This is a genomic window from Acidithiobacillus sp. HP-11, from assembly GCF_015100075.1.
Taxonomy (GTDB): Bacteria; Pseudomonadota; Gammaproteobacteria; order Acidithiobacillales; family Acidithiobacillaceae; genus Acidithiobacillus; species Acidithiobacillus thiooxidans.
Genome location: NZ_JACKYY010000005.1, coordinates 67,236 through 90,616, shown reverse-complemented (window position 1 = coordinate 90,616; position 23,381 = coordinate 67,236). Strand labels below are relative to the sequence as shown.

The following is a 23,381-nucleotide window of genomic DNA, read 5'->3' as shown; positions in this document are numbered from 1 at the left end:
GTCTGCTCCAGTCCGCCAAATCCAGGGCACGGGGCTATCGCACCCACAAGAATTTTATTAACATGGCTTACCTCGTACTGGGTAAGCTGGATCTCAAGCTACCCACTTAAAACAGCGAGGAACCTTCTTTCTGCCAAAATCGATAAATACCGTTTCATTAAGTCATACTTTATGGACTCGACTAGCAGATGATTTTGTTGTTTTTCTGGAAAGGCGCAAGAATGCCGTCAGTGTCAGTCGTATTTCAGGATATCAGTTAGCGGTTGTCGATTTTCTTAAGGATATTCTTGAGGTAAGGGAATTGTCGGCGGCCTATAACCTGGCCCTTTCCGTGCTCACTACGCGTGCTGACGCCCTCAGTGCCTGGATTGTTGCCTACCCCGATAAGAAACAGACGAACACTTCCAATTTATTAGTGGCTTCTCGAGGGCAGATACCTGAGACTTTACTCAGGATGGGTTTGGAAAATGACAGTGTAAGCCGGCGATGGCTAGATACGGTCATGGAGCGTGTCCGCGAAAAAGAACGTCCTTTTGTGGATGAGCTGCGTTTAAATTCAGCTTTGCAAACCTGGGGAGATACTGAACCCGGAATGAAAAATGTTGCGGTGATCGGTGGATGGCCTTTGTGGGATGATTCAGGTGTGCATGCGGTTTTATTTGTCAGTAGCACGGATCCCGAATATTTCAGTAATAATCTCCAGATTTTTCTGCATCAGCTCACAGAGATTTTACATGTTGCCGATCAGCAGATCAGCAACAAGGCAGAAATTCTCCGCCGCAATTTGCTGTATCAGGCATTACTGGATGAGGCCGATGCTGTTCTTAAAATGAATGCAGAACAACCTTTGTTAGAAGAAATATGCAGACGTCTGGTAGGCAGCACCTTGTTTGAGTCGGCCTGGCTGACTCGTCCTGCTGAGAATCTATCTCTGGAGACCTTGGCTTTTGTTTCGTCGGTAACCGAGGATGCTAATAGTTTGATGGAGCAAATTACCGCCGATTTGCTGCGCGATAGGGTGCTGCATGTATGGAAAACCGGACAGGCGCTATTTCCCTCAGAAGCTGGCAGCGCAAATAGTACGGAGCTCCCGGTTGCGCTCTTGCCGATTATTCGCAACGCTAAGTTGTGGAGTGTTCTGGTGGTGAGATGTTGTCTGGTCGAACATCTCATCAGTGCGGATGTGAACGAGCTCTTGCATAGAGTTGCATCATTGCTGGGTCGCGGTCTGGATGAAATGGACCTGAAAAAGCAACTGGCGGATGAGCAAAATCGGCAAAGCTGGTTAGCCAATCATGACGCATTAACAGGATTGAATAATCGGCGAGGTTTGGATACCTATTTCACCCATGCCATATTGCGGGCGCAGCGCAATAATACCCTGCTGGCTATTTTGATTATTGATTTGGATGATTTTAAACCCATTAATGACAGCTATGGTCATGAAGCGGGTGATCGACTACTGATCAAAGTGTCTGAGGCCTTGAAGAGCGTAACGCGTAGTACCGATTTTCTGGTACGCCTCGGGGGGGACGAATTTGTTATTTTACTGGAAGATTTGCATAAGGCGGATGATCTGCCGCCGGTCATGGATAATATATACAAAGCCGTAGTTACGCCTTTCGTGCTAGAGGCTGAAATTAAGGTATCGGTAGGCTGCAGTGCCGGTCTGACCTTGTATCCTGAAGATTCAGCCAATTCAGACGGTTTGTTGCGCCATGCGGATGAAGCCCTTTATGTTGCCAAACGTAACAAACAAAGCCGCCCCCGGTACTGGGTAAGTTATCTGGATATTCTGGCGGCTGAAAAAAAAGATTAGCGAGCGGCACCTGATTCAGGAAATTGCAGCTCTTACTGCCGCTGCCGGATGAGTTCCTGATCAAACGCGTTATCCAGTTCCTGGGACAACTTGAGCACCTTGCGAAAAATGAAAGGGTCGGCATCGTCGGCCTGGGCGCGCAGCCGCAGGCGAGCCAGTCCGTCAAAACTGTGGGCACGGTCTACCGGATCACCCAAAGCCTGACATTGGTTTCCCTGGTAAATGGCGATAAGCACTTCCGCCGTCAGGGGGTCTTCCAGCGTGTTGTTTTGGGCAGCCTGTAAGGCTTCTGCGGGGCTCAGCTCACCGAGCAGAGGATATCCCAGGTGATGATTCAAAAATTCCACCAACTCTTGATAAGTCATTACTTACTCCAGAAAATCAAAGGGACTGGGTCATGCCGTCATTCAGCGAGATATTACAGGCATCAGCGACACGTTGAAAATAATATTGCAGATCCAAAGGAATGGTCACGCCATCCAGCAATCTGAGTAAATGCAGGTCGGCGGTCAGGATAATATCCACCAGTGACAAATCACCTGTGTAAAAGCGCTGGCGAGCCAGGATTTTGCCCAATTCGCGTAATCGACCCCGACTCTCAAGTTGCTGGTACGCGCCGTAGCGATCATTGGCCAAAGCCTCGACGGATTGCTGGAAACGGCGTTCACATTCGTTCCGATAAAAATTCATGTCTTCTTCATCATGACTGATTTCATCATAAGCCGGCAAAACCGGAGCGATCAGTCTTTCCAGCAGCGGTGTCAGGCTGTTGCGCCACTGACAAAAAGCCGCCCATTCCGGCTCGGCAATATTCTGCTGCATAGGTAGACTTTCGGGATAGAGCCGATCCAGTTCCGCCAATTCGGACAGCGTCGCCTGCTGTTTCTTGCCATTGGCATGGACCAGTACCGGCAAGTCCGCATAGTCCAGATCAAAAGCGGTTTCCTGGTCGCGCAGGGCACAGGGATGATCTTGCCAGTGCAGTTTTTTGGCGCTCAACACCATCCGCAGCATCTGCCCGGCAGTCGATGACCAACGGTGATACAGGTGGATTTCGCGGGCAGAATCGCTCATCGGCGACCATCTTCAACAAGGCTCAGCACATGCTGCCATTGGCTTTGGGTGATGGGCAGAATGGACAGGCGGTTGCCTTTGCGTACCAGGGGGCTATCCGCAAATTCCGGCATGTTGCGCAGGCTATCCAGGGAAATGCATTGCCTAAAACTACGCCGATAGGCAACGTCCACAAGATCCCAGCGGGGTTTATCAAGGCTTGAGCCGGAATCGTAATAATGACTGTGCGGATCAAACTGGGTGGGGTCGGGTCGGGCGCTGCTGACGACTTCGGCCATCCCGACAATACCCGGCACCGCGACCCGGGAATGATAAATAAAAATGCCATCCCCCAGCTGCATGCTGCGCATAAAATTCCGTGCCTGGTAATTACGGATACCGTCCCAGGGTTCCTGGCCGCGCGCCTTGAGATCATCCAGAGAAAAGGCTTCAGGTTCAGTTTTCATTAACCAGTAGGCCATTATTTCAGTCCAGGACGATGTGGTCATGTAAACGATGGCTGAGTAGCCGGCCCAGGGCGGTCGTCAGGTTTTCTCCCGTCTGGCTGTCCAGCCATTGATCATCTTTGGCCGAAAAGCGGGCGGGACCATCACTGCAGGCCAGCCAGATTTGCTGAACGGCCTCCTGACGATTGATGATAATCTGGCTGCCATCGGGCAGGAGCAGGGTGAGCACGCTGTCCACCAGATCACATTCCACATCCGCAGTGCGTTCCTCAATGCGGGTCAGCAATTCTGTCAGAGTGTTTTCAACGGCGACGGCAAAGCTTTTTTCGTTCATTCGGGTTTCCTCAAGTTTGGTCCTATGATGCGACCTGACCTGTTGCAGGGCAAGTTTTGATCCATCAGGACCGGCCTGCGTGATTCAGTAATATGGCCAGAAACGATTCCCCATAAGCGGCGAGTTTGCGTTCACCAACGCCGGGCACCGTGGCGAGACTGGCCAGGCTCAGCGGGCGCAGGCGCAGCATTTCCATCAGCGTCGCATCATGAAAGATCACGTAGGGAGGTACTCCCTGGGTTTGTGCCAGGGCGCGGCGATGCTGACGTAAATCTTCCCATAGTGCTTTGTCGCTGGAGGGAATTTCCTGGACCTTCTCTTTTTTTCGGGGCTGGGCGTTGTCGTGCTGGCGCAGGGTGAGGGTTTGTTCGCCGCGCAAAATGGGACGACTCAGCGGACTCAGACGCAAGCCACCATGTCCTTCGCTATCTACTTCAACCAGGCCCCGGAGTAACAGATGGCGGAACAAGGCGCGCCAGGCGTTGGCAGATAATTCCTTGCCAATGCCATAGACCCGGAGTTGATGATGGCCCCATTGCTGAATACGGGGATCATCGCGGGCAAGCAAGACATCGACCAGATACTGAACTCCAAAACGCTGACCCGTGCGGTGTACCGCAGAGAGGGCTTTTTGTGCAGCGACGGTGGCATCCCAGGTGGCCGGAGGGGTCAGGCAGTTGTCACAATTTCCGCAGGGCTGGGCGAGGGTTTCGCCAAAATAGCTGAGCAGGGTCTGGCGCCGGCATTGCGTCGTTTCACAAAGAGCGAGCATGGCATCCAGTTTTTGGCCTTCCATTTGCTTGCGTTGCTGGTCGGCTTCAGATTGCTGGATCATCTGCCGCAGTTGCACCACATCCTGCAGGCCATAATGCATCCAGGCTTCAGCCGGCAAACCGTCACGCCCCGCCCGACCGGTTTCCTGATAATAGGCTTCGATACTTTTGGGCAAATTGAGATGGGCCACAAAACGCACATTGGGCTTGTCGATACCCATACCAAAAGCAATAGTTGCTACAATAATGACACCCTCATCGCGTTGAAAACGCTGTTGATGGCGACGCCGTTCATCTGCAGAAAGACCAGCGTGATAGGGCAGGGCGTCCAATCCTTCAGCCTGAAGCCATGTAGCTATTTCTTCGACGCGTTTACGGGAAAGGCAGTAAACAATGCCTGCTTCACCATCATGGTGGTCGCGAATAAAATGCAGCAGGGCGTTGCGCGCACCCTGGCTGCTGCTGTGGATGTGGTAGCGGATATTGGGACGATCAAAAGACCGGGTAAAAATGCGTGCGCGTTGCAGTCCCAGTCGTTCGATGATTTCCAGACGGGTTTTGGGGTCGGCGGTGGCGGTCAGGGCAATGCGCGGTATGGCCGGGAAGCGTTCGTGAAGAACCTTCAGTTGCAAATATTCCGGGCGAAAATCATGTCCCCACTGTGATACGCAATGGGCCTCATCAATCGCGAAAAGATTGACCTGACATTGTTGCAGCAGGCGCAGGGTACGATCCTGCAGCAGACGTTCGGGGGCAATGTATAGTAAATCCAGTTGGCCGCTGCGCAGGGCTTCTTCGGTTTCGCGGATTTCCCGGGGCTGAATGCTGGAATTAAGAGCCGCCGCTGCAACCCCCGCCTGCCGCAAGGCATTCACCTGATCTTCCATCAGCGCGATGAGTGGTGATATGACTACACCAGCACCAGGACGGGCGATCGCAGGAATCTGATAACACAATGACTTGCCGCCCCCGGTAGGCATCAACACCAGTGCGTCCTGGCCGCTCATGAGTGTGGCGATGACTTCCTCTTGAGGGGCTCGAAACTGTTCATAGCCGAAAGTGTGGCGCAGGATTTCGAGAGAGGGCGTAATGGTGGGCATGTCTGCTGAGCTGATGTTATTCCTTAGTTGCCGGGTTGAGCATAGGCGGGGCAATTGATCTGCTGAATCAGTGGCTCGGCGAGATCAATGCGAGCTGCGCTCAACTGCCGACCCCAGACGCAGCCGCTGTCCAGGGCCAGCAAGCGTTCATGCACCAGCAGACCCTGAGTCGCCCAATGCCCGCAGATAATAGAACCACTGCTCTGCCGTTCAAAAAACCATCGATGCCACGGCGCATACATATGCGCAAGGTCTTTGGGTAGGGTGCTGGGCCAGTTGAAAAGACCATCTGCGGTGGCATAACGGGCGCGGGTAAATACCGCCACCCGAAAACGCTGAGCGTCTACTTCGTTGCGGCAACCTTCCCAGCGATCCGGAGCGGGCGCAGCCCACAATGATTTCAAAAAGCGTTTCCAGTGCGGGCCGCATAGTGCCTCCTGCACCTGCAAAGCATGCTCTGCAGCGCTGGAAATGTCCCAGTCGGGATGGATGGCGGCATGGACCATCGTCCAGCCCAGCGCTTCGTCATGATGGAGCAGGGGTTGCTGCCTTAGCCATTCCAGCCAGTCACCGGCATTTTTGTCAGCGAGCAGTACCGCAAGGGTGTCACTTTTTTTGGCAGGAACAATACCCGCCCAGCGCGAAAGCGCATATAAATCATGATTACCCAGCACAATGTGGAGGCGATCCTGCCAGTTGAAAAGCTTTTTCAGTAATGGACGACTATCGGGACCACGATTCAGCAGGTCACCTGCCAACCAGAGGTGGTCATGCTGCACATCAAAGTCGACTTTTTGCAGTAGTTCGTTGAAAGGGGCACAACAACCCTGCAGATCTCCTAAAGCGTAAGTAGCACCCATGGTTTTAAAGGGTGATGACCTGATCGGAGATTTTCATCTAGCGGACCAGTGTTTTCATGCTGGCAACCTCAATGCTGGAGTTGAGCAGGGTTTTTTCAGACTGATGCAGCCATTCCAGGCCGACCACATATATCTTCGCACCCAGTTCCTGAAGTTCATGAATAAGATCCTGATGAACCAACTGTTTTGCCCCGGTTTGCTCATCCAGAAAAGCCAGGGGGCAGGCTTCCTGAGCAAGAAAAACGCTCACCTCAACCCCATCCGCCACAGCCGACGCCGCCATGCGCAGGCCGTGCAGAACAGGATTACCCTTTGCTTCGGGGTCGGATTTGAGGAGGATGGTCCAGTGCATTATGTCTGACTCTTTAATGGATAGTTAACGCTATTTGTTCCATAAGCATAGCATAAAGAAGCCGGTATAATGTATGTACTATTCGACCTTGGCCTGAGCTTGCTCTGTAGACCGTTGCTGCGCCGGGCTGTTGCTGCAGGCTTGACTGGTTAGTGCCGCAGCGCTATAACCTTGCGGATATGTTTATCTGGGAATAACGTAAGGATTTCCCTGACACACCTTTTATGGGGAGGGGTATTGCAAAGCGCGGATCATGGCCCAGGCTTTCCAGCCTATCGGATGACAACGGGTTTTGACCGTTTTCGCTGGATGGGGCCTGCTTTGGCTGGCCTGGTATTTGTCTTTTTGCTGGCCCCCTTTGCAGCGCTGCTATTTGCGACGGACTGGCCTGATTTTCATTTTGCCGATGGCGATCTTGGTGCAATCCGGACTTCCTTACTTTACAGCGCGTTGGCCCTGATTATTTCCGTGCTGGCCGGAACGCCGCTGGCCTGGTGGCTGGCGCGCGGGCAGGGCCGTGGCAAGTGGTTTTTGGATGCCCTGCTGATGTTGCCCCTGCTGACGCCGCCCCTGGCTCTGGGTATTTTGCTGAGCAGTTTTTATGGTCCCTATTCACCGGTAGGGAGTCTATTCAGCCACGCCGGCATCTATCTCACCAATACGGCTCCGGCGTTTATCCTCGCCCAGATTTATGGGGCCATGCCTTATTATATCATCGCAGCGCGGGCAGCTTTTGAAGGTGTTCCCCGCGAACTGGAGCAAATCAGCCGGACATTGGGGCGCAACCGGTTTCAGACTTTTTGGCGGGTCACCTTACCGTTGGCGCGCATTGGTTTGTCAGCCGGGGTGGCCCTGGCCTGGGTACGGGCCATGGGTGAGTTTGGCATTGTGTTGATTGTGGCTTATTTCCCTGAGGGAATCCCGGTCAAATTGTGGGTCAATTTGCAAGATATTGGTCTCAGTGCAGTTTACCCCTTGCTGTGGATATTTTTTCTGGTGGCTGTCCCCTTGCCGCTCTGGATTGGTTTGCGCGCCCGGCGGCAGACGCAGGCCATGTTTTGAAGCCATCGGCTCCCGCCCTGCACATTCATTGCCAGATGCAGCAGCCTCTTGCCCTGGATATCAGCTTGCAGGTACACGGCTTCACCGTACTGTTGGGCGTCTCCGGTGTAGGTAAATCATCGCTGCTGAAGGCCATTGCCGGTTTGCTCCCGGCCCAGGTCAATCCTTACGGAGATCTGGCCGTAGAGCAACGACCCATTGCTTATTTGCCTCAGGGCTATGCACTATTTCCGCACTTGCGGGCCTGGGAAAATGTCGCATTTCCCCTGTCGCGCTCTGCCCATCGCCATATGGATGCCCTGGCCTTGCTCCAACGGGTTGGTCTTGAAGATTTGGCGAATCGTTTTCCGTCTGAACTTTCCGGTGGCCAGAAACAGCGGGTGGCTCTGGCGCGGGCGCTGGCACGAAAACCGCAGTTATTATTGCTGGATGAGCCCACTTCAGCGCTGGATATGGCGACCCGGGACGAGGTGCTGGATGAACTGGTAAGGGAGGTTCACGAATTCGGGATTCCTGTACTGGCGGTCAGTCACGATCCGCATCTGGCGATGCTGGCGGACCATATGGCTATTTTGCGCGATGGCCGCATTGTCCAGGAAGGCGCCCCCGGCGAAGTGTTTGCACGGCCGCGTCATGTTGCTTCAGCCCGATTGCTGGGTTTCCGTAATTTTCTCTCAGGTCAGATTGCCGGTTCTGAGCACAACTCCCGCCTACAGGTAGCGGGCTCCGGATGGCAGATGCAGGCCGGGTGGCAACCAGCTCTGTCGGTAGGAATGCCCGTGCAACTGGCCATGCGCGCAGAAGACATCTACCTGCAAGAGGATGGGGCAGCGCATTGTTGTCCCAATCCCTTGTCGGTGCAGGTCAAGGCTTGCCGAAAGGAAGGTCTGAGCATGCGCCTTTATCTGGAAGGACCCGCCTCACTGGAAATGCTGCTATCCCGCCAGCAGGCCGAAGACGCACAGGTCACCGTGGGAAACTTCCTCAAGGTCTGCGTGCAACCCCGGCATGTGCAGGTAATGACGGCAGAATGATTCAGCGTTTTTGACAAAAGTTAAAGCCCGGCCTCCTTCTGGTGCCAAATGGCCAGGATCGTCACCAGCGCAGCACCGTCATAGCGATAGCGGGCCGCATATCCGCTGTCGCCAAACTCGATCAGCCATTCCCTGAATTCTTCCGACAAACCCTCAACCGTGCGCCCAATATGCGGCTGATGTCCAAGAACTTGCAGGGATTGCACGATGGCTGCAGCAGCCCGTTTAGCGGCTGCCGGGTTCTTCGGACGCAAAAATTCACGCAACCGCTCCAAGTCTCGCAAGGCAGCGGGCGCGAACTTTACTTGTGGCATGCCGGTGCAGTCTGCTCATTGTCGTCGCCCCACGTTTCCAGCCAGGCGATTACTTCGTCTCCAGTGACGTGCAGGCCGGTTTCCTGATATTCCTCCCATGCCTTGAGCGTACCCTGCCGGAACGCCTCACGCTTTTCCTCGCGCTCTACATATTCCTCAATGGCCTGTCGCATTATCCAATGCGTTGTGCGGTGTCGGACATCGGCAAGATGCCGGATGCGATCGCGTGTATCGTTATCCAGTTTCACAGATACGGTTTTTGCTGCAGTGGCTGGCATAGTTTACCTCCTGCTATCAGTAATAGGTGTTACCTTATTACACCTGAACAGCGAATGCCAAGGTCTTCCCAGTCGCGACTACGCTGCGCCTGCCACCCCGGCATCTGCAGATAATCCGTTGACAATGCTGCAGGAAAGGGTCAAAATCCTCAGCTTCAAATTTCAGCAGTAATCAGCTACGCAAAGACACGGAGAGTAAAACTTGGCGAATACAGCTCAGGCGCGCAAGCGCGTGTTACAAAACGAAAACCACCGCTTGCGCAATGCCAGCATGCGTTCACGCCTGCGTACCTACGTGAAGAAGGTGCTCAAGGCCGTCCACGCTGGTAACCAGGAAGAAGCCCGCGTGGCCCTGCATGCCGCAGAATCGGTCATCGACAAGACTGCCGGTAAGGGAATCGTTCACCCTAACGCTGCTGCACGTACCAAGAGCCGTCTTTCTGCACGCGTCAAGGCGATGGGTAGCGTCGCCGCACACTGATTGCAGCGCGCTGTTGTCACTAAAAGGGGCTGTCTGTGGATGGTCCCTTTTTGTGTGAGCATAATCTGGCGGGTGTCTTGAATGCTTTTTGTCCCTGCGATGCGGTCAGGGTTGCTTATATGGTTGCCTCCATGTGTGCAAGATGATTTTGATGTCTGGCGTATTGCGGTCGGGTTGCTGCAAAGCATCCATGAAGCACTGCTGACAGATGCAGAATCAGATCAGTTTTTACCCGGCATTCAGTTTTTACCCAGCATTTCCCGCAGGCGGGCAAAAGCCACGGCGGGGTCCATGGTCTCTGCCTCGCTGTCTGCACCCTGCCAGTCCAGATGTTCCTTGGGGATTTCCTGCAAGAAGCGGGAGGCCTTGGGATTGACGTCCTGACCATAGCGCCGCCGTTTGCGGCAGCGGCTGAGGGTCAGGCGGAAACGGGCGCGAGTCATTCCCACATAAAACAGGCGCCGCTCTTCGGCGATTTGTTCCGGGGTTTCACTGTTACGATGCGGCAGTAATTCCTCTTCCGCGCCCACCAGAAACACCTGGGGAAACTCGAGCCCCTTGGCAGCATGCAGGGTCGAAAGGCGCAGCACATCCCGGTCATCGTCCTCTTCCCGCTCCAGCACATTAAACAGCATCAGCCGGTTGAGAATTTCCACCAGGCTTTGCGGGCCATCTTCCTGCTCTTGCAGGCGCTGCATCCAGGCCAGTAGTTCCTGAATATTCTCCCAGCGCCGGGCTGCATCTTTTTCATCCCCTTCATTATGCAGATAGGGCAAATAGCCAATGTCATCGGGCAGGCTTTGCAGGGCCGGCATCAGCTCCGCCTTCTCGACTTCATCGGCTTTCAGGTTGACCCATCCGGCAAAACTGCGCAGGGCGTTGCGGCCTTTTTCCGGCAGTTCCAGCCCATCTTCCCAAACCGCAGCAAACAGAGATAAATTCTGGGCCTTGGCAAACTCGCCCAGCTTTTCGAGAGTGCTGCTGCCAATGCCGCGACGCGGGGTGTTGACCGCGCGCAAAAAGGCCGGATCATCATCGGGATTGCTCAGCAAACGCAAATAAGCCAGAAAATCCTTGATTTCGCTGCGCTCAAAAAATGACAACCCGCCGGAAATCTGGTAAGGAATGCGAGCATTGCGCAAAGCCGCCTCAAAAGGTCGGGACTGATGGTTACTGCGATAAAGAATCGCATAATCCCGATACTCTCCCTGGCGCTGAAAACGGTCGCGGAGAATGGCGTTGACCACCTGTTCGGCTTCATCACTTTCATCGGCGCAGTTCAACACCCGGATGGGATGACCATCGCCCAGATTGCTCCACAGACGCTTTTCAAAAAGATGGGGATTTTGCGCAATCACCGCGTTGGCGGACTGGAGAATACGGCCGGTAGAACGATAATTCTGCTCCAGCTTGATGACTTTCAGGGCCGGATAATCCTGGGCCAGACGATGCAAATTGTCGGCTGCAGCCCCTCGCCAGGAATAAATACTCTGATCATCATCCCCTACAGCGGTCAGATTGTGGCGCAGTCCCAGCAAATTGCGGATCAGGCGATACTGGGCACCATTACTGTCCTGATACTCGTCTACCAGTAAATAACGGATACGATCCTGCCAGGCTGTGCGGGCTTCCTCGTTTTCCTGCAGCAGGCGGGTAGGGAGCAGAATCAGATCATCCAGATCCACCGCATTACAGGCACTCAGGGCACGTTGATAGGGTTTGTAGATGACCGCTGCTTCTTCCCCCAAACGATCTTTCCCCTGCGCCTCCTGAGGCAGAAATCCGTCATTTTTAAAGCGCGAAATGCGCGCCTGAATGGCCTCTGCCAGATCACTGGGACCATTGGCATCGCGCAGCAGGTTGCGCACCATGCTGAGACTGTCTCCCGGATCAATGACACTGAAATTGTTGCGATAACCCAGGCGTTCAATGTCCTTGCGTAAAATATCCAGGCCCAGACGATGGAAGGTGGATACCATCAGGCCCCGGCTGTTATGGCCCTGCAGGGATTGGCTGACCCGGCTTTTCATTTCGCGGGCGGCCTTGTTGGTAAAAGTCACCGCACAAATATGTTTGGGGGCCACCTGTTGATCACGAATCAGGTGCACAATTTTACGGGTGATGACCCGGGTTTTGCCGGAACCCGCGCCAGCCAGAACCAGCAGAGGGCCATGAACGTGGTGGACGGCCTCCAATTGCGGTGCATTGAGTTCATCAGCCACTGCTCAGTAGCCCCCGAAAATATGGAAAATCAGTGTTCGCTGACGGTTTTGCTGGAGGCTGCAGGTTTTGTTGCCGGCGGTGACTCGGCAAAGCCTCCCTTATACGCCCACCAGATAATCACCGGGCCAAGAATAATCATCGGTACGGACAAGACCTGTCCCATAGTGAACGGGCCAAACACAAAACCCAACTGAATATCGGGTTGGCGGGCAAACTCAGCCACAAAACGGAAAATCCCGTAGAACAGGACGAACATCCCGCCAATAGACCCGGCTGGACGGGGTTTGCGGCTGTAAATAGCCAGAATCAGAAACAACAACACCCCCTCCAGCAGAAATTCGTAAATTTGCGAAGGCTGGCGCGGTTGCGGTCCACCGGCAGGAAACACCATGGCCCAGGGCAGGTGACTGACCCGGCCAAACAACTGATCGTTGATGAAATTCGCCAAACGCCCCAGCCCCAACCCAATGGGTACGGCCGGCGCAATAAAATCGAGGGTAGGCAGAAAACTGTGATCTTGATGAGACTTGGCAAACGCCCAGCAGGCCAGCACCACGCCAAGCAATCCGCCATGAAAGGACATGCCACCATCCCATATATACAGCATTTTGATGGGTTCACTGAGATAATAGGGCAGGTTATACCAGATAATGTAGCCTACCCGACCGCCCAGTATGGCCCCGACTGCCACATAAAATTCCAGATCGACGACCTGCTCCTTGCGCCAGTTCCAGTGCGACATTTTGCCACGCCGGATCAACCACAGGGTCGCAATGACAAAGCTGATGATTTCAAGCAATCCATACCAGTGAATGGTAATTGGGCCCAGGGGAAAACCAACGGTATTGATATCAGGAAAATGCAGCATGGGTGTCCTCACAATTTCCCGCAACCATGGCCGAGCCACTGCCTTCTGTCAAGTTGCTCAAGCCACCAAAATAAAATGTGAGGTGATCGCGAAGATAAGTGGCTTGTTTGGTATCAGAAGTGATATATTTAATCATGGCTGACAAGAAACTGGTTGATGAGGTTCATCATATTTCCAGAAAGCGAGGGAACGGGCAGCTGCGCCGGGAAGTGTGGGTGGATGAAAGGGGCGAAGTAACACGGTACAACCTGGCGTATATCAATCATGCGATATGCGCCGTGGATAACGGTCGCGTTGTGGGATATGACAACCAGCACGGATACCACCATCGTCATTATTTGGGGGATATGCACCCGATAGATTTTATCAGTTTTGAGGATATCGAAGCACGTTTTGAAGAGGATTGGATGGCCTTAAGGAGGCAATAAAATGTTACTGCAGGTAGCCCATGAAAAAACGTTCTTTGAACGCGGCAAGAAAATTGCCCGTACAGCAGATGCCGGACAACCCATTTCCGAAGAAAAAATCATCAGTTTTGAAGACCCCTCAGACTTGCTGCATCTGCTGACTACAGCCCGACTTGCTCTAATGCAAGTGGTTTTGGAAAGACCGCTTTCCATTACCGAGATTGCGGAACGTCTCGGGCGTGATCGTAGTGCTGTGAAGCGGGATATAGACGTGCTGGCGGATTCCGGGTTGGTCATTGTCGAGGAAAAACCATTGCCGGGTCATGGACGAAAAAAAGAAGTGCGGCCTGCTGCGCATTCGCTTCGTCTGGAGGCTGTATTAGCATAATGCGGGTGATTGGGGCAGAATCTTGCTTTAAAGCCATTCAGGGGGGACCGTCATGGCAGAGAACGTGGAAGTTATGGAGCTTGGTTGCCCTCCTCGTGGACGGGTGGAGGCATACTGATGGCCAATCAACACGCTGTCATCGTCCTGGGAGCCGGCATTGTCGGTGTATCTATTGCCCTGCAGTTGCAACTACGCGGTCGGCAAACCCTGCTGCTCGACCGCCAGGGTCCGGGGGAGGGGACATCATTTGGCAACGCCGGCCTGATTCAGCGCGAGGCGGTCATGCCGCACCCCTTTCCGCGTGCCCTGGCGCAGATGCTGAGTTACGCCCGCAATCGCTCGACGGAAGCCTATTATCGCGGCACCATGCTGCCCCGTCTGGCTATTCCCTTTATGCAATACTGGTACAACTCCCAGGAAGAACGGCACCGGGCCATTGCCCGCCACTATGCCGCCCTGATCACCCATTGCCTGGATGATCATCTGGCCCTGGCCGGTCTGGCCGGAGCGACAAACCTGTTTCGTGCCGGTGGCTGGCTGCAGGTTCATGCCCATGCAGAATCCCTGGATCATGCCCTGCAGGAGGCCGCCTACAAGGCTGAGCACTTTGGAGTCACTTATGAGGCACTGAATACGGCACAAGTGGCGCAGATGGAAACGACTTTGCGTCCCGGTCTTGCGGGTGGTATTCACTGGACCCAACCGCTGGCCGTCACCGACCCCCACGCCCTGACTCGCGCCTATTTGAATTACTTTATCCAACTGGGCGGCGAGTTTCGCACGGGTAATGCTGAAAAAGTGCAAAAAGAACAAACGGGTTGGCGCGTACAAAGTGCACACGGTCCCATAGAAGCTGCCGAACTGGTGATTGCCCTGGGAGCCTGGTCACCGGATATTACCCGCGCACTGGGTTTTCATCCGCCGCTTTTCGTGAAGCGCGGCTACCACATGCATTACCGCCAGCCCGCCACATCGCTCTGCCACCCGGTTCTGGACGCCGATCAGGGTTATGTACTGGCCCCCATGCAAAGGGGTATTCGCCTGACGACCGGCGCAGAATTCGCCGACCGCGACGCGCCACGTTCGTCTATCCCCCTGACTCGCGCCGAAGCCCAGGCCCGGCGACTCCTGCCCAGCCTCGGTGAACGCCTGGACCCGGAAGCCTGGCTGGGTTCACGCCCCTGCACCCCCGATATGCTTCCCATTATCGGCCCAGCCCCCGGCCAGAAAGGCCTCTGGTACGCCTTTGGCCACTGTCACCAGGGCCTGACCCTCGGCCCCACAACCGGACGCCTGCTGGCAGAAATGATGGGGGACGAAACGCCGTTTACGGATCCGGAGCCTTATCGGGCTGAGCGGTTTATGTGATTTTAAAAAAGGATCTACTAAGTGGGTATAAAAGATAAAAATGAAATTGAAATTGAATTTTGGAAAAAATCTAAAAATGAATCTTGTGAGCTAGAAAAGTTGTCACTAAACAATATCATTAATAAAGTGGCCGAAGCGGAAATACTTATTGATTGCATAAAAACGCATGCCCCAATTTGTGATGGTGGAAATGTCTTGGAACTCGGTGGTGGTCAAGGATGGGGAGCGTGTGTTTACAAAAGAATGTATGACGGAATAACGATAACAACAACAGATATAAGTAAATATGCTGTGTCAGAACTGCCGAAATGGGAAAAGCTTTTTGATGTAAATATTGATAGATCATATTCATGCAAAAGCTATTCAACCAATGAAAAAGACGAATCTATTGATTTTTTGTTCACATTTGCTGCCGCTCATCATTTTCTAGAACATAGGAAAACCATTGAAGAATTATCAAGAATTCTTAAGAAAGGTGGCCGCGCAATCTACTATTATGAGCCAACTACGCCAAGATATCTCTATAAGCTAGCCTATTGGAGGGTCAATAGGAAGCGTCCTGAAGTTCCTGAGGATGTGCTTATCGTATCTGAACTCGATTCTTTATCTAAAAAATATGGTCTAGAATTTAAGTGTGAATATTATCCATCAACAATAAGAAGGGGGAGATTTGAGAAAGTATATTACGCAGTATTAAAATTCTTTCCATTTTTACAGAAAATTCTTCCTTGTACGGCAAATATTATTTTTTATAAACCGCTTTATCCGAAAACAGAGAATCATGCGACCCTGGGGGAGTGAGAGTTTTATTTGATGGCTAATTGGTCTGATAAAACGATAAATTATTTGATAATTTGTTGTATTTATTATGCAAAAATAATATATATATCGATAGTTTTTATTGTGCGTTCTGACTTTATAATGTGTTTTTGGCCGAAATTGAAAAGCTAGCCTTAGCCGCGTTTGTTGGCTGCAATAACTTCCTGATACAGCGCTTCATAGGTACTTACCCAGCGATCGATATCCGTAAATGGCAAACTACTAGGCCGCGCCTTGGCAGTTAGTTTCGCACGCAGATTATCGTCATGCATGGCTATGAGTGCAGATTCCAGTTCTCCAGGTGAGTCAGGCTCAAACAGCAACCCGTTTTCGCCATGACGGATCATTTCTGGAATACCACCACGGCGTGAAGCGATTACCGGTTTGCCGAAGGCGAGTGCTTCGAACACGACCCCTGGCAAGTTGTCATTCCAAAGCGACGGCACTACTACTACATCCACCTGTGGATAGAAATCACGGGGTGTGACGCGCCCGAGCAATTGAATACGCGCACTATGTACTTGTGAATGTAATTGCACTTCATATTGCTCTTTTCCCGATCCGGCAATTAAGAGTTCAGTATCAGACAAGTCTACTGCGAGAAAAGCCTCGATCAGAAGCGAAATACCTTTAGTCGGATGCAACCTGCCTATAAAGCCGAAGCGTGTTCCTTGATGTGGAGTGGGTGATTGAGCTATATCGATATTAAGTGATTTAGGTGACCGTGCATTATGAATCACTCTTTGAATTGGTACATTCTTGAAGTACCCCAAAGAAAGATGCTTTTCTAGGATATATCTGCTGACACCGACCACAGCTTGCAGATGCTGACTCAACTTACGATGTGGAAGACGAAAGGTGTGGCAGCGAGCGCACTGAGCAGTGCAGTTATGACCATTTTTGTACATTGAAGAGTTGACACAAATGGATTCATAACCATGCAAAATCTGGACAGAGGGTACACCCAAACGAGATAACATTTTCCAGCTTGCAGAAGACCAACCTTGGAGTGCATGTATGGAGGTTATATCAGGCTTTTCAACAGCAACTATTTTGCGTAAAAAATCCTGCATCCATGGATTGTAAATATCAAGAGTGTGCCATACCAGGCGAAGCGGCGTAGATGGTCTTTTTTTATGAAATGGCCAATAAATATTTTTAATCCCCGCTTGCCAGATCGTGATTCCCTCTTTCTCTATCCGTTCAAGGCCTGGTTTTTCTGATGTGGTGAGTAGAATGCACTCATGCCCCTTATCTTTGAGAGCGCGCATTTGTTCCCAGACTATGACTTCCCCGCCACCACCTTTCGCTGGTTCAGCCAAATTGTGTAAGAATAAAATTTTCATAGGGGGAATCTCTCGTTTAGTCCAAGATGGCCTGAAAGACCTTCATCGATTGCCTTCTTGATTAGTCTAAAGCGGTGAAGTTTTCTTAATTTTATAGCATATATAAAAAGTATAATTAAATATATATAAAGATTTATATGAAAAACAAAATTATTTGTTTTTATTTTTCTTGAAAAAAAATAAGAAGTATTTCGCATTGTATAGTAAGCGCGAAAGTCACCATCTCCTTTTAGTAGGCCGACAAAGCTATTGCTATAATGGCTTTTGACATTCCATGATGATTCTAAATCTTCAATTATAGCATCTGTTACAAGCAAAATCTTCCCCCCCCTTTCAATGATACGATGCGTGAAGTCGATATCATCTGCATAAAGAATAAAATCAGGGTTAGGAAGACCATTTGCCTTGATGAGATCACGGTGAAACAAAAGACCGCTATAAGGTGCCATTTCTAATGGTACTATTGTTGGTAATGTTCCATAAAGTCGAGGCTTTCCCCAAGGGGTTCTCCGCCATATTTTGTAGGGTATATCTGCTATATGAAACCATTGAAAGCTATTGGGGTGGGGATTAATACGCTTCAATGGTACACCCATTGCCACATCAGCTTGATGTTCTGGGCGAAAAGCCAGGACAGATAATTTGTCACGCGGGACGACGTGAACTGCTTCTATAAAGGCGTTCAATAATTTTTCAAATGTGTTGATTTTCGGACAATTGTCATCGTCTAGCAGACAAATATACTCAGCACCAAGTTCTATAGCACGTTTTATACCTGCAGCAAACCCTTGGGATGAGCCAGTGTTGTTTCCAAGCTCCACGATATCAACCCAATTGCCATATGCGGAAGTAAGTTCTTTTTTAAGTGACCACGCAGCACCATTGTTAACAACCACAATACGGTTAGAGTTGTCGTAATTTAGACTTTTTAGTACCTTATAGAGTAAAGCAGCGCGATCGCCGTATGATACTATAACAATACATAATGAAATTTTATGAATCATCGTCATTACAAAGTCTCTAGATCATCAAAGAGTGGGATGCCATCGTGACTGCGCCGGTTGCTAGTTTCATTGAGGTCAGTGTTTTGGACACTACCACAGGCGGGGCAAGCACCACGACTGTACTTTGGGAAAGTTGATTTGCAGATTCTGGCTTTTCTCCTCTACATGGAAGGCTACATCGTTTACCCACAATGGTGGTACAAATCCTAATATCCGATAAAACAGTTCTTGTTGGGCCATCTGATACCTCACTCATTCGGGTACAGCGGCTTCACTGCATTCTAACCTTATCCGCTTAATTTGACGAATAGTCTGTTTTCTATTGCAATAGGTGATGGTGGGGTCGACCTCATCATATAGTTTTTTAATATGTTTCTAACGCCCTCGGAATATGAAAGTGAAACTTTTCGGTTGATATAAGGGAAACCTTCCGAGTAAGCGTACAAATTTCCACTTCGTCATTGCACGGTCTCCGATAATAACGCTCTTTACGAGCGATTTGAACCTAGTTAGCAGGTTGTAGTTCGTCCAGTCTCTGATCGTTTCTGATCTCAATTTGTTCTTAGCAAGTTCATCCCGATTGAGAAAAGAGTCATCACCCAATTCAGTTGCGAGCCACTCTAGTAACCCAACTTTTTGAATGTCCCAAATTGCATTACGACGATTTTTTATTTCAACGTCCTGCGAATTAATAAATTTTCCTCCAAAATTAGTTAAAGAACCAGTGTTCATACGATACATCACGAAAGAAGAGGGCATTATCCCAACGCGATAACCATTTGCATGGATCAGAAAGCTAAGAAAAATATCTACTGGAAAATCAATTTCTTCCAAAGGTGGCATTGGAAAGGAATAAGCTTTCTTGCGATAAGATGTGGTAGCGCCATGAATGAGTACATAAGGAAATCGAGTTTTTTTAAAGAGAGCTCGTTGTCTTCGGAATTCCTCGACAAACGAAGAGCTTTTTACACCGATCATTAGAATGTTACCGTCTTCATCAATAAGATCATAGGCCCCAGTTACTGCCATTACGCTCGGATCCTCGTAAAATGGGACATGTGCCGCGCAACGGTCTGGTTTTGATATGTCATCACCATCGGCCTCAATAACAATTTCGCCCATTGCTTGGGTGCCTCGCAGCAAGTAGTGCTTAATCCCACCGAGATTTCTGTCTGTTTTGACTACTCGAACGAGGTGTGGCCCATCATAAGCGCGCGCCATTTCATCCATGATCTCGAAGGTCCGATCGCTTGAGCAATCGTCTGAGAGGATGATCTCGAGTGGTGAATATGTCTGTGAAAGTGCACCCACCACCGCCTCGCGGATATACTTTTCTTGGTTGTAGGCGAACAAGGCAAAAGTGACTAAGGGCCGAACAGGCGTGCCCTCGGGCAAGTTTTTATTACCATAGATGCTCATAGTATTTTGTCCATCCATTCCTTCACCTTATCTTTGAAACGTGACCCAATATACCCGATGCGGCCAATCTGGTCGCCGGGTAGGCCAGCCATCGTCGATAAACGCATCAATGCCCAGATACCTGATACAGTCGCCAGAACTGTGCCGAGTATGGCACCCATTGGCTCTGACCATCGTGCAACTATGTCAACTGCCACTGCCGCTAAGAACACCGCAAGTGCCTGCACCTTAACTGCGCGAATCCAGCGGAAACCGATGCTGCGTCGAGCAAGTATCCACACGATAGGAAGTCCGACAGCGTTGAACATAACATAGGCTATACCCGTTGCTGTGACACCGAACAACGGTAGGCCGATCAGTGATGCAAGCACGAAAACGCCGATATAAATTGTTTCGGTGGTAACAAAAGTCTTCCCTGCACCTTTGGCGAGAATCACGTAACCAAGCGGCCAGCTCATCACTTTGAATATGTCTCCTAAAAGCTGCCATCGCAAGATCTCAGCGGCTGGTGCAAAATCGGCTGAATAGAGAAGATAGATTACCCAAGGCGCAAGACCCAGCATCGCCAACAAGATCGGCGCACAGAGCAGTAGCGCCACTTCGGTCTGTTCGTTGATAAGTCGGTTCGCTGCGTTCGCGTCATGAATTACGGCAGTCAAACGAGGGTAATAGTCTGTCCCCATTGCACCCAGCACAAAGCCAAGGTAAGTCATTCCGATGATCCATGAAGCCTGAAACTGTCCCAAGGCTACGACACCCAAGTCCTGCTGGACCAGCGTTCGCACTAACAGCAGTCCTGAAGTCATGACAAGCCCACTTACCATGAGGGCAGAACCCAAAGTAAACAGCTCGCGCCATTCATGCGCTATTTCAGACAGACGAAACGGAGGGGCTGCGTGTGCAACCAAACGCTTAACATAAAAATGGCCGAACAGAAAGGTCACCGCTGGCACAATTAAAACCATCGCTACTAAACCATGAATACCCCAAAGCCAGAGGACAGGGATCCCAAGTATGGTGCCGAGGACGCCAGCTCCAACATTAATTCGGGCGATATCGCCTATTTGGCGCAGACCGACCAGTAATGCCTCCTGCGATCCGACTGCAACAGTTAGCGCAACACCAATCGATAGCCATGCCACATCATTTGCGCGGTGCTCATCTGCTAGGATGTGACGTGCGATCCAGTCGCTTGCCAACCAGAAGATCACAGAGCCGATCAAAGCCAAGATACTCGTTCCCCAGAGCAGGGCTTGGCGAGTACGGCTGACAGCAGTATCTCCTCCTTCGGCCTGCGCTTTTGCGATCTGACGTGTGCCAGCACTATTCAATCCCAAAGAAGCGACGGATGAAGCCGTCTGAATGAGGTTTTGGTAGAGCCCGATAAAGCCAATACCCGCTGGCCCCAGCAGAACCGCAACGACCTTCATTTTTACAAGGCGAGTAGCAATGTTAATGATCTGTGACCCACCCATGATCGAGGAAGAACGCAGGATACTTCGGTAAGACGACCTGCTCACTCAAATCCTTCCTTGATAGCTTCAAAACTTTCCGTAGTAATTGCTATGGTCAGCTGTGACCCCATTGGTACACCTAGCGCTTGGCATTTCAAATGCTCGGCGGTTGTAGAGCTATCTTTGGATAGGTAAAGACCGACGTAAGTTGCTTGTATGTGAGGGGGTAGCGGGAGGTGAATCGGTGTTCCTATAGCTGTACCCGGTGCCCTAGCGTTTTTTAGGGTAGTTATCGCGTATTTATCCTGTCGCTGCGAGTTCAGATCTACTGCACCGGTTGGTGTCCGATTGCGTGTGCGGCCTGACCAGTGCGCTGGGTTTTGAGGTGTGCTGGCAATAGTGGATAGATCCAATTCAAGCGACAGTCCCTGTGAACGTTTGTACGAACATAGCTGTTGCCCGATAACCAGTCCGTGAATGCTGGCGTTGGAGTCTGTACTAGATTTCAATATATTCGCCAACAGCGGATTCCGCCCACGCTCGTCTCTCGAAGCTCTGATGATGGACCATCTCGTTCTTGATGCTGCCCAAGTTACCCTTGACTTCAGTTCCGCATATTCCGCGAGAAGAAACTGGATAAGATCATCCGTGATAGCCCAGCATGTTACGTTCAGATTAGGCTGCTTCATGTCGTCCTAGGGGTCTTAAATAGTTCATGATTAGCACACTGGTTCCGCTGATCGGAACCAGTGCTCGGGCCACGGTCCAGTGGTGACGGCGGAAGGTAGGCCATCCGTGATGACCTGGCATTCGGTATCCAGCGTCGTGCGCGCCCAGTTTTCTATGGCAGGACCGGTAAATCCCTTACTGGCCGTCAAGTGTGCGAAGATAGGGTGCCCCTGTGCAGCGACAGATACCGCTACGACAAAAGGCACCTTGTTTTCGGAGCTGTGCCTCGGCTGGCCACCGGATCGTTCCCCGCCCAAATAGGCGTCATCAGCTTGTACGGAGCCTTGGAATGTGTAGAGTGCTTCACGTTCCAGCATGGACTGCATGAGCTTGTGGTGTATGCGCCAGGCCGTAGGGTAGCTCACGCCGAGCAGGCGACTCAGCGCCAATGCGGACAACCCGGTGTTCGCCTGACTGATCAGGCAAATGGCCAGAAACCAAAGGGTCAAAGGCAAACGCGTTCCTTGAAAAGGGGTTCCAGCAATCAAGGAAGTCTGATGGCAACAATGGCTGCACTGAAAGGTCTTGCACGAGCCGCATTTCAGAACAGAATGCCGGGTACCGTCATACGGGGGGCAATGAGACCCGTCTGGCCAACGCGTCGACTCCAAAGCGGTTGCGCATTGCTCCTCAGTGCCAAAACGCTGCAGAAAATCGGGGTGAGATAATCCTTTCTGAAACTGCAGGCGGTTCATCGCTATGGGACACCTCACTGTCATAAGAATCAGTGGATTATATCAGGATAGATTGCTGTATGAAAATACAGCTTAAACATCGTGCTAATCAGGAAAGTTTTTTTCAAATTCTAGCAGGGCACGGCTGCGTTTTTTGATGATTCTGGCAGGACAACCTGCGTAAATAGTAAATGGGCTGCAATCATGTTTTATCAGAGAAAGGGCACCAACTGCAGCGCCATCATCTATATTAACACCGGGTAGAATAACGCTACCGCTGCCAATAATGGCATGTCTACCTACTCTTACCTTATCATGAACAACGTTTTTAAACGCACTTGGAATGGTAGGGTTTGTAAGGCTTGCACCTGAATAATCATCGCTACTGCTATAAATCGAAACACGGGAAGATATATTGGAAAAGTCAGATAGAATTATCTCGCCCTGTCCGATCAAGGAGCTGAATACAGCGATATGCACATGGTTTCCAATCCGAATCCCACCTGAGCCAGCTGACAATATACAATAATCATCAATACGGACGTGATTGCCAATCGAGATTCTATTAACCCCATAAAATCTCGCATGTTCAGAAAGTTGAATATTTTCACCGAGTTCAGCAAAACCTATTGCCTCTACCTCTACTCGACTAAGCATTTTCAGCTCCTTTAATCAATGAATCTCTAATAAGATTGTTTGGCATCTTACTGTATTTTGTTGAAGTTATGTGTAGATAGGCGATCACACAACTTCTT

General features: G+C 51.1%; 24 protein-coding genes and 1 pseudogene. 8 read left to right on the top strand and 17 right to left on the bottom strand.

Annotated elements, in window-relative coordinates; all coding sequences use genetic code 11:
* Positions 1-301: 301 nt before the first annotated feature.
* A complete protein-coding gene (locus H7F08_RS03065) occupies positions 302-1,819 on the top strand; it encodes a sensor domain-containing diguanylate cyclase (protein ID WP_193639813.1) in 1,518 nt (505 codons plus the stop codon).
* 32 nt (positions 1,820-1,851) lie between these two features.
* Here H7F08_RS03065 and H7F08_RS03060 read toward each other — a convergent pair whose 3' ends face one another.
* The 7 genes from H7F08_RS03060 to H7F08_RS03030 form a co-directional block, all read right to left on the bottom strand.
* Positions 1,852-2,184, bottom strand: a complete 333-nt coding sequence (locus tag H7F08_RS03060; RefSeq protein ID WP_193639812.1) for a hypothetical protein — start codon at positions 2,182-2,184, stop codon at positions 1,852-1,854.
* Between the two features lie 16 nt (positions 2,185-2,200).
* A complete protein-coding gene (locus tag H7F08_RS03055; protein WP_193639811.1) occupies positions 2,201-2,893 on the bottom strand; it encodes a glutathione S-transferase in 693 nt (230 codons plus the stop codon).
* On the bottom strand, positions 2,890-3,339 hold the full coding sequence (locus H7F08_RS03050) for an EVE domain-containing protein (protein WP_227487795.1): 450 nt from the start codon (positions 3,337-3,339) through the stop codon (positions 2,890-2,892). Before H7F08_RS03050 ends, H7F08_RS03055 begins: the two co-directional genes overlap by 4 nt.
* A gap of 19 nt (positions 3,340-3,358) precedes the next feature.
* Complete coding sequence (gene cyaY, locus H7F08_RS03045; RefSeq protein ID WP_010643123.1) at positions 3,359-3,673, bottom strand: iron donor protein CyaY; 315 nt, start codon at positions 3,671-3,673, stop codon at positions 3,359-3,361.
* A 64-nt stretch (positions 3,674-3,737) separates the two neighbouring features.
* Positions 3,738-5,546 carry a DNA helicase RecQ gene (gene recQ, locus H7F08_RS03040; RefSeq protein ID WP_193639809.1) on the bottom strand — a complete coding sequence of 603 codons (1,809 nt, stop codon included), beginning with the start codon at positions 5,544-5,546 and terminating at the stop codon, positions 3,738-3,740.
* Positions 5,547-5,569: 23 nt separating this feature from the next.
* Positions 5,570-6,406 (bottom strand): symmetrical bis(5'-nucleosyl)-tetraphosphatase, encoded by an 837-nt coding sequence (locus H7F08_RS03035; RefSeq protein ID WP_193639808.1) that lies wholly within the window; start codon positions 6,404-6,406, stop codon positions 5,570-5,572.
* A 37-nt stretch (positions 6,407-6,443) separates the two neighbouring features.
* Positions 6,444-6,758: a DsrE family protein gene (locus tag H7F08_RS03030; protein ID WP_193639807.1), complete on the bottom strand. Its 315-nt coding sequence runs from the start codon at positions 6,756-6,758 to the stop codon at positions 6,444-6,446.
* Positions 6,759-6,995: 237 nt separating this feature from the next.
* Between H7F08_RS03030 and H7F08_RS03025 the strand changes: the two genes are divergently transcribed.
* Both H7F08_RS03025 and H7F08_RS03020 read left to right on the top strand, forming a co-directional pair.
* Complete coding sequence (locus tag H7F08_RS03025; RefSeq protein WP_226831116.1) at positions 6,996-7,820, top strand: ABC transporter permease; 825 nt, start codon at positions 6,996-6,998, stop codon at positions 7,818-7,820.
* Entirely contained in the window at positions 7,817-8,854 is a 1,038-nt protein-coding gene (locus H7F08_RS03020; protein ID WP_226831118.1) for an ABC transporter ATP-binding protein, read from the top strand. The genes H7F08_RS03025 and H7F08_RS03020 overlap by 4 nt, the downstream gene beginning before the upstream one ends.
* A gap of 20 nt (positions 8,855-8,874) precedes the next feature.
* Here the strand turns inward: H7F08_RS03020 and H7F08_RS03015 are convergent, their stop codons facing one another.
* Both H7F08_RS03015 and H7F08_RS03010 read right to left on the bottom strand, forming a co-directional pair.
* A complete protein-coding gene (locus H7F08_RS03015; protein WP_024894856.1) occupies positions 8,875-9,168 on the bottom strand; it encodes a type II toxin-antitoxin system RelE/ParE family toxin in 294 nt (97 codons plus the stop codon).
* Entirely contained in the window at positions 9,156-9,446 is a 291-nt protein-coding gene (locus tag H7F08_RS03010; protein WP_193639806.1) for a CopG family ribbon-helix-helix protein, read from the bottom strand. Before H7F08_RS03010 ends, H7F08_RS03015 begins: the two co-directional genes overlap by 13 nt.
* Positions 9,447-9,648: 202 nt before the next feature.
* Here H7F08_RS03010 and rpsT point away from each other — a divergent pair, with 202 nt between their 5' ends.
* Positions 9,649-9,927 carry a 30S ribosomal protein S20 gene (gene rpsT, locus H7F08_RS03005; RefSeq protein ID WP_010638638.1) on the top strand — a complete coding sequence of 93 codons (279 nt, stop codon included), beginning with the start codon at positions 9,649-9,651 and terminating at the stop codon, positions 9,925-9,927.
* 239 nt (positions 9,928-10,166) lie between these two features.
* Here rpsT and H7F08_RS15715 read toward each other — a convergent pair whose 3' ends face one another.
* Complete coding sequence (locus tag H7F08_RS15715) at positions 10,167-12,149, bottom strand: UvrD-helicase domain-containing protein (protein WP_193639805.1); 1,983 nt, start codon at positions 12,147-12,149, stop codon at positions 10,167-10,169.
* 29 nt (positions 12,150-12,178) lie between these two features.
* Positions 12,179-13,018, bottom strand: coding sequence for a prolipoprotein diacylglyceryl transferase (gene lgt, locus H7F08_RS02995; protein WP_193639804.1), 840 nt, complete (start codon positions 13,016-13,018; stop codon positions 12,179-12,181).
* 134 nt (positions 13,019-13,152) lie between these two features.
* On the opposite strand from lgt, the gene H7F08_RS02990 reads away from it, so the two are divergent.
* The 4 genes from H7F08_RS02990 to H7F08_RS02975 all read left to right on the top strand — a co-directional run bounded on the left by H7F08_RS02990 (position 13,153) and on the right by H7F08_RS02975 (position 15,982).
* Positions 13,153-13,446 (top strand): DUF6516 family protein, encoded by a 294-nt coding sequence (locus H7F08_RS02990; protein ID WP_075322876.1) that lies wholly within the window; start codon positions 13,153-13,155, stop codon positions 13,444-13,446.
* 1 nt (position 13,447) lies between these two features.
* Entirely contained in the window at positions 13,448-13,813 is a 366-nt protein-coding gene (locus tag H7F08_RS02985) for an HTH domain-containing protein (RefSeq protein ID WP_010638652.1), read from the top strand.
* A gap of 117 nt (positions 13,814-13,930) precedes the next feature.
* Positions 13,931-15,181 (top strand): NAD(P)/FAD-dependent oxidoreductase, encoded by a 1,251-nt coding sequence (locus H7F08_RS02980; RefSeq protein ID WP_193639803.1) that lies wholly within the window; start codon positions 13,931-13,933, stop codon positions 15,179-15,181.
* A 21-nt stretch (positions 15,182-15,202) separates the two neighbouring features.
* On the top strand, positions 15,203-15,982 hold the full coding sequence (locus H7F08_RS02975) for a class I SAM-dependent methyltransferase (RefSeq protein ID WP_193639802.1): 780 nt from the start codon (positions 15,203-15,205) through the stop codon (positions 15,980-15,982).
* Between the two features lie 152 nt (positions 15,983-16,134).
* Here H7F08_RS02975 and H7F08_RS02970 read toward each other — a convergent pair whose 3' ends face one another.
* The 6 genes and pseudogenes from H7F08_RS02970 to H7F08_RS02945 all read right to left on the bottom strand — a co-directional run bounded on the left by H7F08_RS02970 (position 16,135) and on the right by H7F08_RS02945 (position 23,283).
* The gene (locus tag H7F08_RS02970; protein ID WP_193639801.1) at positions 16,135-17,346 is read right to left on the bottom strand and encodes a glycosyltransferase family 4 protein; all 1,212 of its coding nucleotides are present in this window, start codon (positions 17,344-17,346) and stop codon (positions 16,135-16,137) included.
* Entirely contained in the window at positions 17,343-18,356 is a 1,014-nt protein-coding gene (locus H7F08_RS02965; RefSeq protein WP_193639800.1) for a glycosyltransferase, read from the bottom strand. The genes H7F08_RS02970 and H7F08_RS02965 overlap by 4 nt, the downstream gene beginning before the upstream one ends.
* 369 nt (positions 18,357-18,725) lie before the next feature.
* The gene (locus tag H7F08_RS02960) at positions 18,726-19,787 is read right to left on the bottom strand and encodes a glycosyltransferase family 2 protein (RefSeq protein ID WP_193639799.1); all 1,062 of its coding nucleotides are present in this window, start codon (positions 19,785-19,787) and stop codon (positions 18,726-18,728) included.
* A complete protein-coding gene (locus H7F08_RS02955; RefSeq protein WP_193639798.1) occupies positions 19,766-21,289 on the bottom strand; it encodes an O-antigen translocase in 1,524 nt (507 codons plus the stop codon). The genes H7F08_RS02960 and H7F08_RS02955 overlap by 22 nt, the downstream gene beginning before the upstream one ends.
* Positions 21,290-22,008: 719 nt before the next feature.
* Positions 22,009-22,653, bottom strand: a pseudogene (locus H7F08_RS02950) (IS1595 family transposase); the annotation flags it as partial.
* A 78-nt stretch (positions 22,654-22,731) separates the two neighbouring features.
* A complete protein-coding gene (locus H7F08_RS02945) occupies positions 22,732-23,283 on the bottom strand; it encodes an acyltransferase (RefSeq protein ID WP_193639797.1) in 552 nt (183 codons plus the stop codon).
* Positions 23,284-23,381 lie beyond the last annotated feature (98 nt).

Coding starts and splice junctions, on each gene's coding strand:
- H7F08_RS02970 (WP_193639801.1), bottom strand. CDS start 17,346: ATGAAAATTTTATTCTTACACAATTTGGCTGAACCAGCGAAAGGTGGT.
- H7F08_RS02945 (WP_193639797.1), bottom strand. CDS start 23,283: ATGCTTAGTCGAGTAGAGGTAGAGGCAATAGGTTTTGCTGAACTCGGT.
- cyaY (WP_010643123.1), bottom strand. CDS start 3,673: ATGAACGAAAAAAGCTTTGCCGTCGCCGTTGAAAACACTCTGACAGAA.
- H7F08_RS03030 (WP_193639807.1), bottom strand. CDS start 6,758: ATGCACTGGACCATCCTCCTCAAATCCGACCCCGAAGCAAAGGGTAAT.
- H7F08_RS03060 (WP_193639812.1), bottom strand. CDS start 2,184: ATGACTTATCAAGAGTTGGTGGAATTTTTGAATCATCACCTGGGATAT.
- H7F08_RS02980 (WP_193639803.1), top strand. CDS start 13,931: ATGGCCAATCAACACGCTGTCATCGTCCTGGGAGCCGGCATTGTCGGT.
- H7F08_RS03015 (WP_024894856.1), bottom strand. CDS start 9,168: ATGCCACAAGTAAAGTTCGCGCCCGCTGCCTTGCGAGACTTGGAGCGG.
- H7F08_RS02990 (WP_075322876.1), top strand. CDS start 13,153: ATGGCTGACAAGAAACTGGTTGATGAGGTTCATCATATTTCCAGAAAG.
- recQ (WP_193639809.1), bottom strand. CDS start 5,546: ATGCCCACCATTACGCCCTCTCTCGAAATCCTGCGCCACACTTTCGGC.
- H7F08_RS03055 (WP_193639811.1), bottom strand. CDS start 2,893: ATGAGCGATTCTGCCCGCGAAATCCACCTGTATCACCGTTGGTCATCG.
- H7F08_RS02960 (WP_193639799.1), bottom strand. CDS start 19,787: ATGGATGGACAAAATACTATGAGCATCTATGGTAATAAAAACTTGCCC.
- H7F08_RS03010 (WP_193639806.1), bottom strand. CDS start 9,446: ATGCCAGCCACTGCAGCAAAAACCGTATCTGTGAAACTGGATAACGAT.
- H7F08_RS03035 (WP_193639808.1), bottom strand. CDS start 6,406: ATGGGTGCTACTTACGCTTTAGGAGATCTGCAGGGTTGTTGTGCCCCT.
- lgt (WP_193639804.1), bottom strand. CDS start 13,018: ATGCTGCATTTTCCTGATATCAATACCGTTGGTTTTCCCCTGGGCCCA.
- H7F08_RS03050 (WP_227487795.1), bottom strand. CDS start 3,339: ATGAAAACTGAACCTGAAGCCTTTTCTCTGGATGATCTCAAGGCGCGC.
- H7F08_RS02965 (WP_193639800.1), bottom strand. CDS start 18,356: ATGACGATGATTCATAAAATTTCATTATGTATTGTTATAGTATCATAC.
- H7F08_RS02985 (WP_010638652.1), top strand. CDS start 13,448: ATGTTACTGCAGGTAGCCCATGAAAAAACGTTCTTTGAACGCGGCAAG.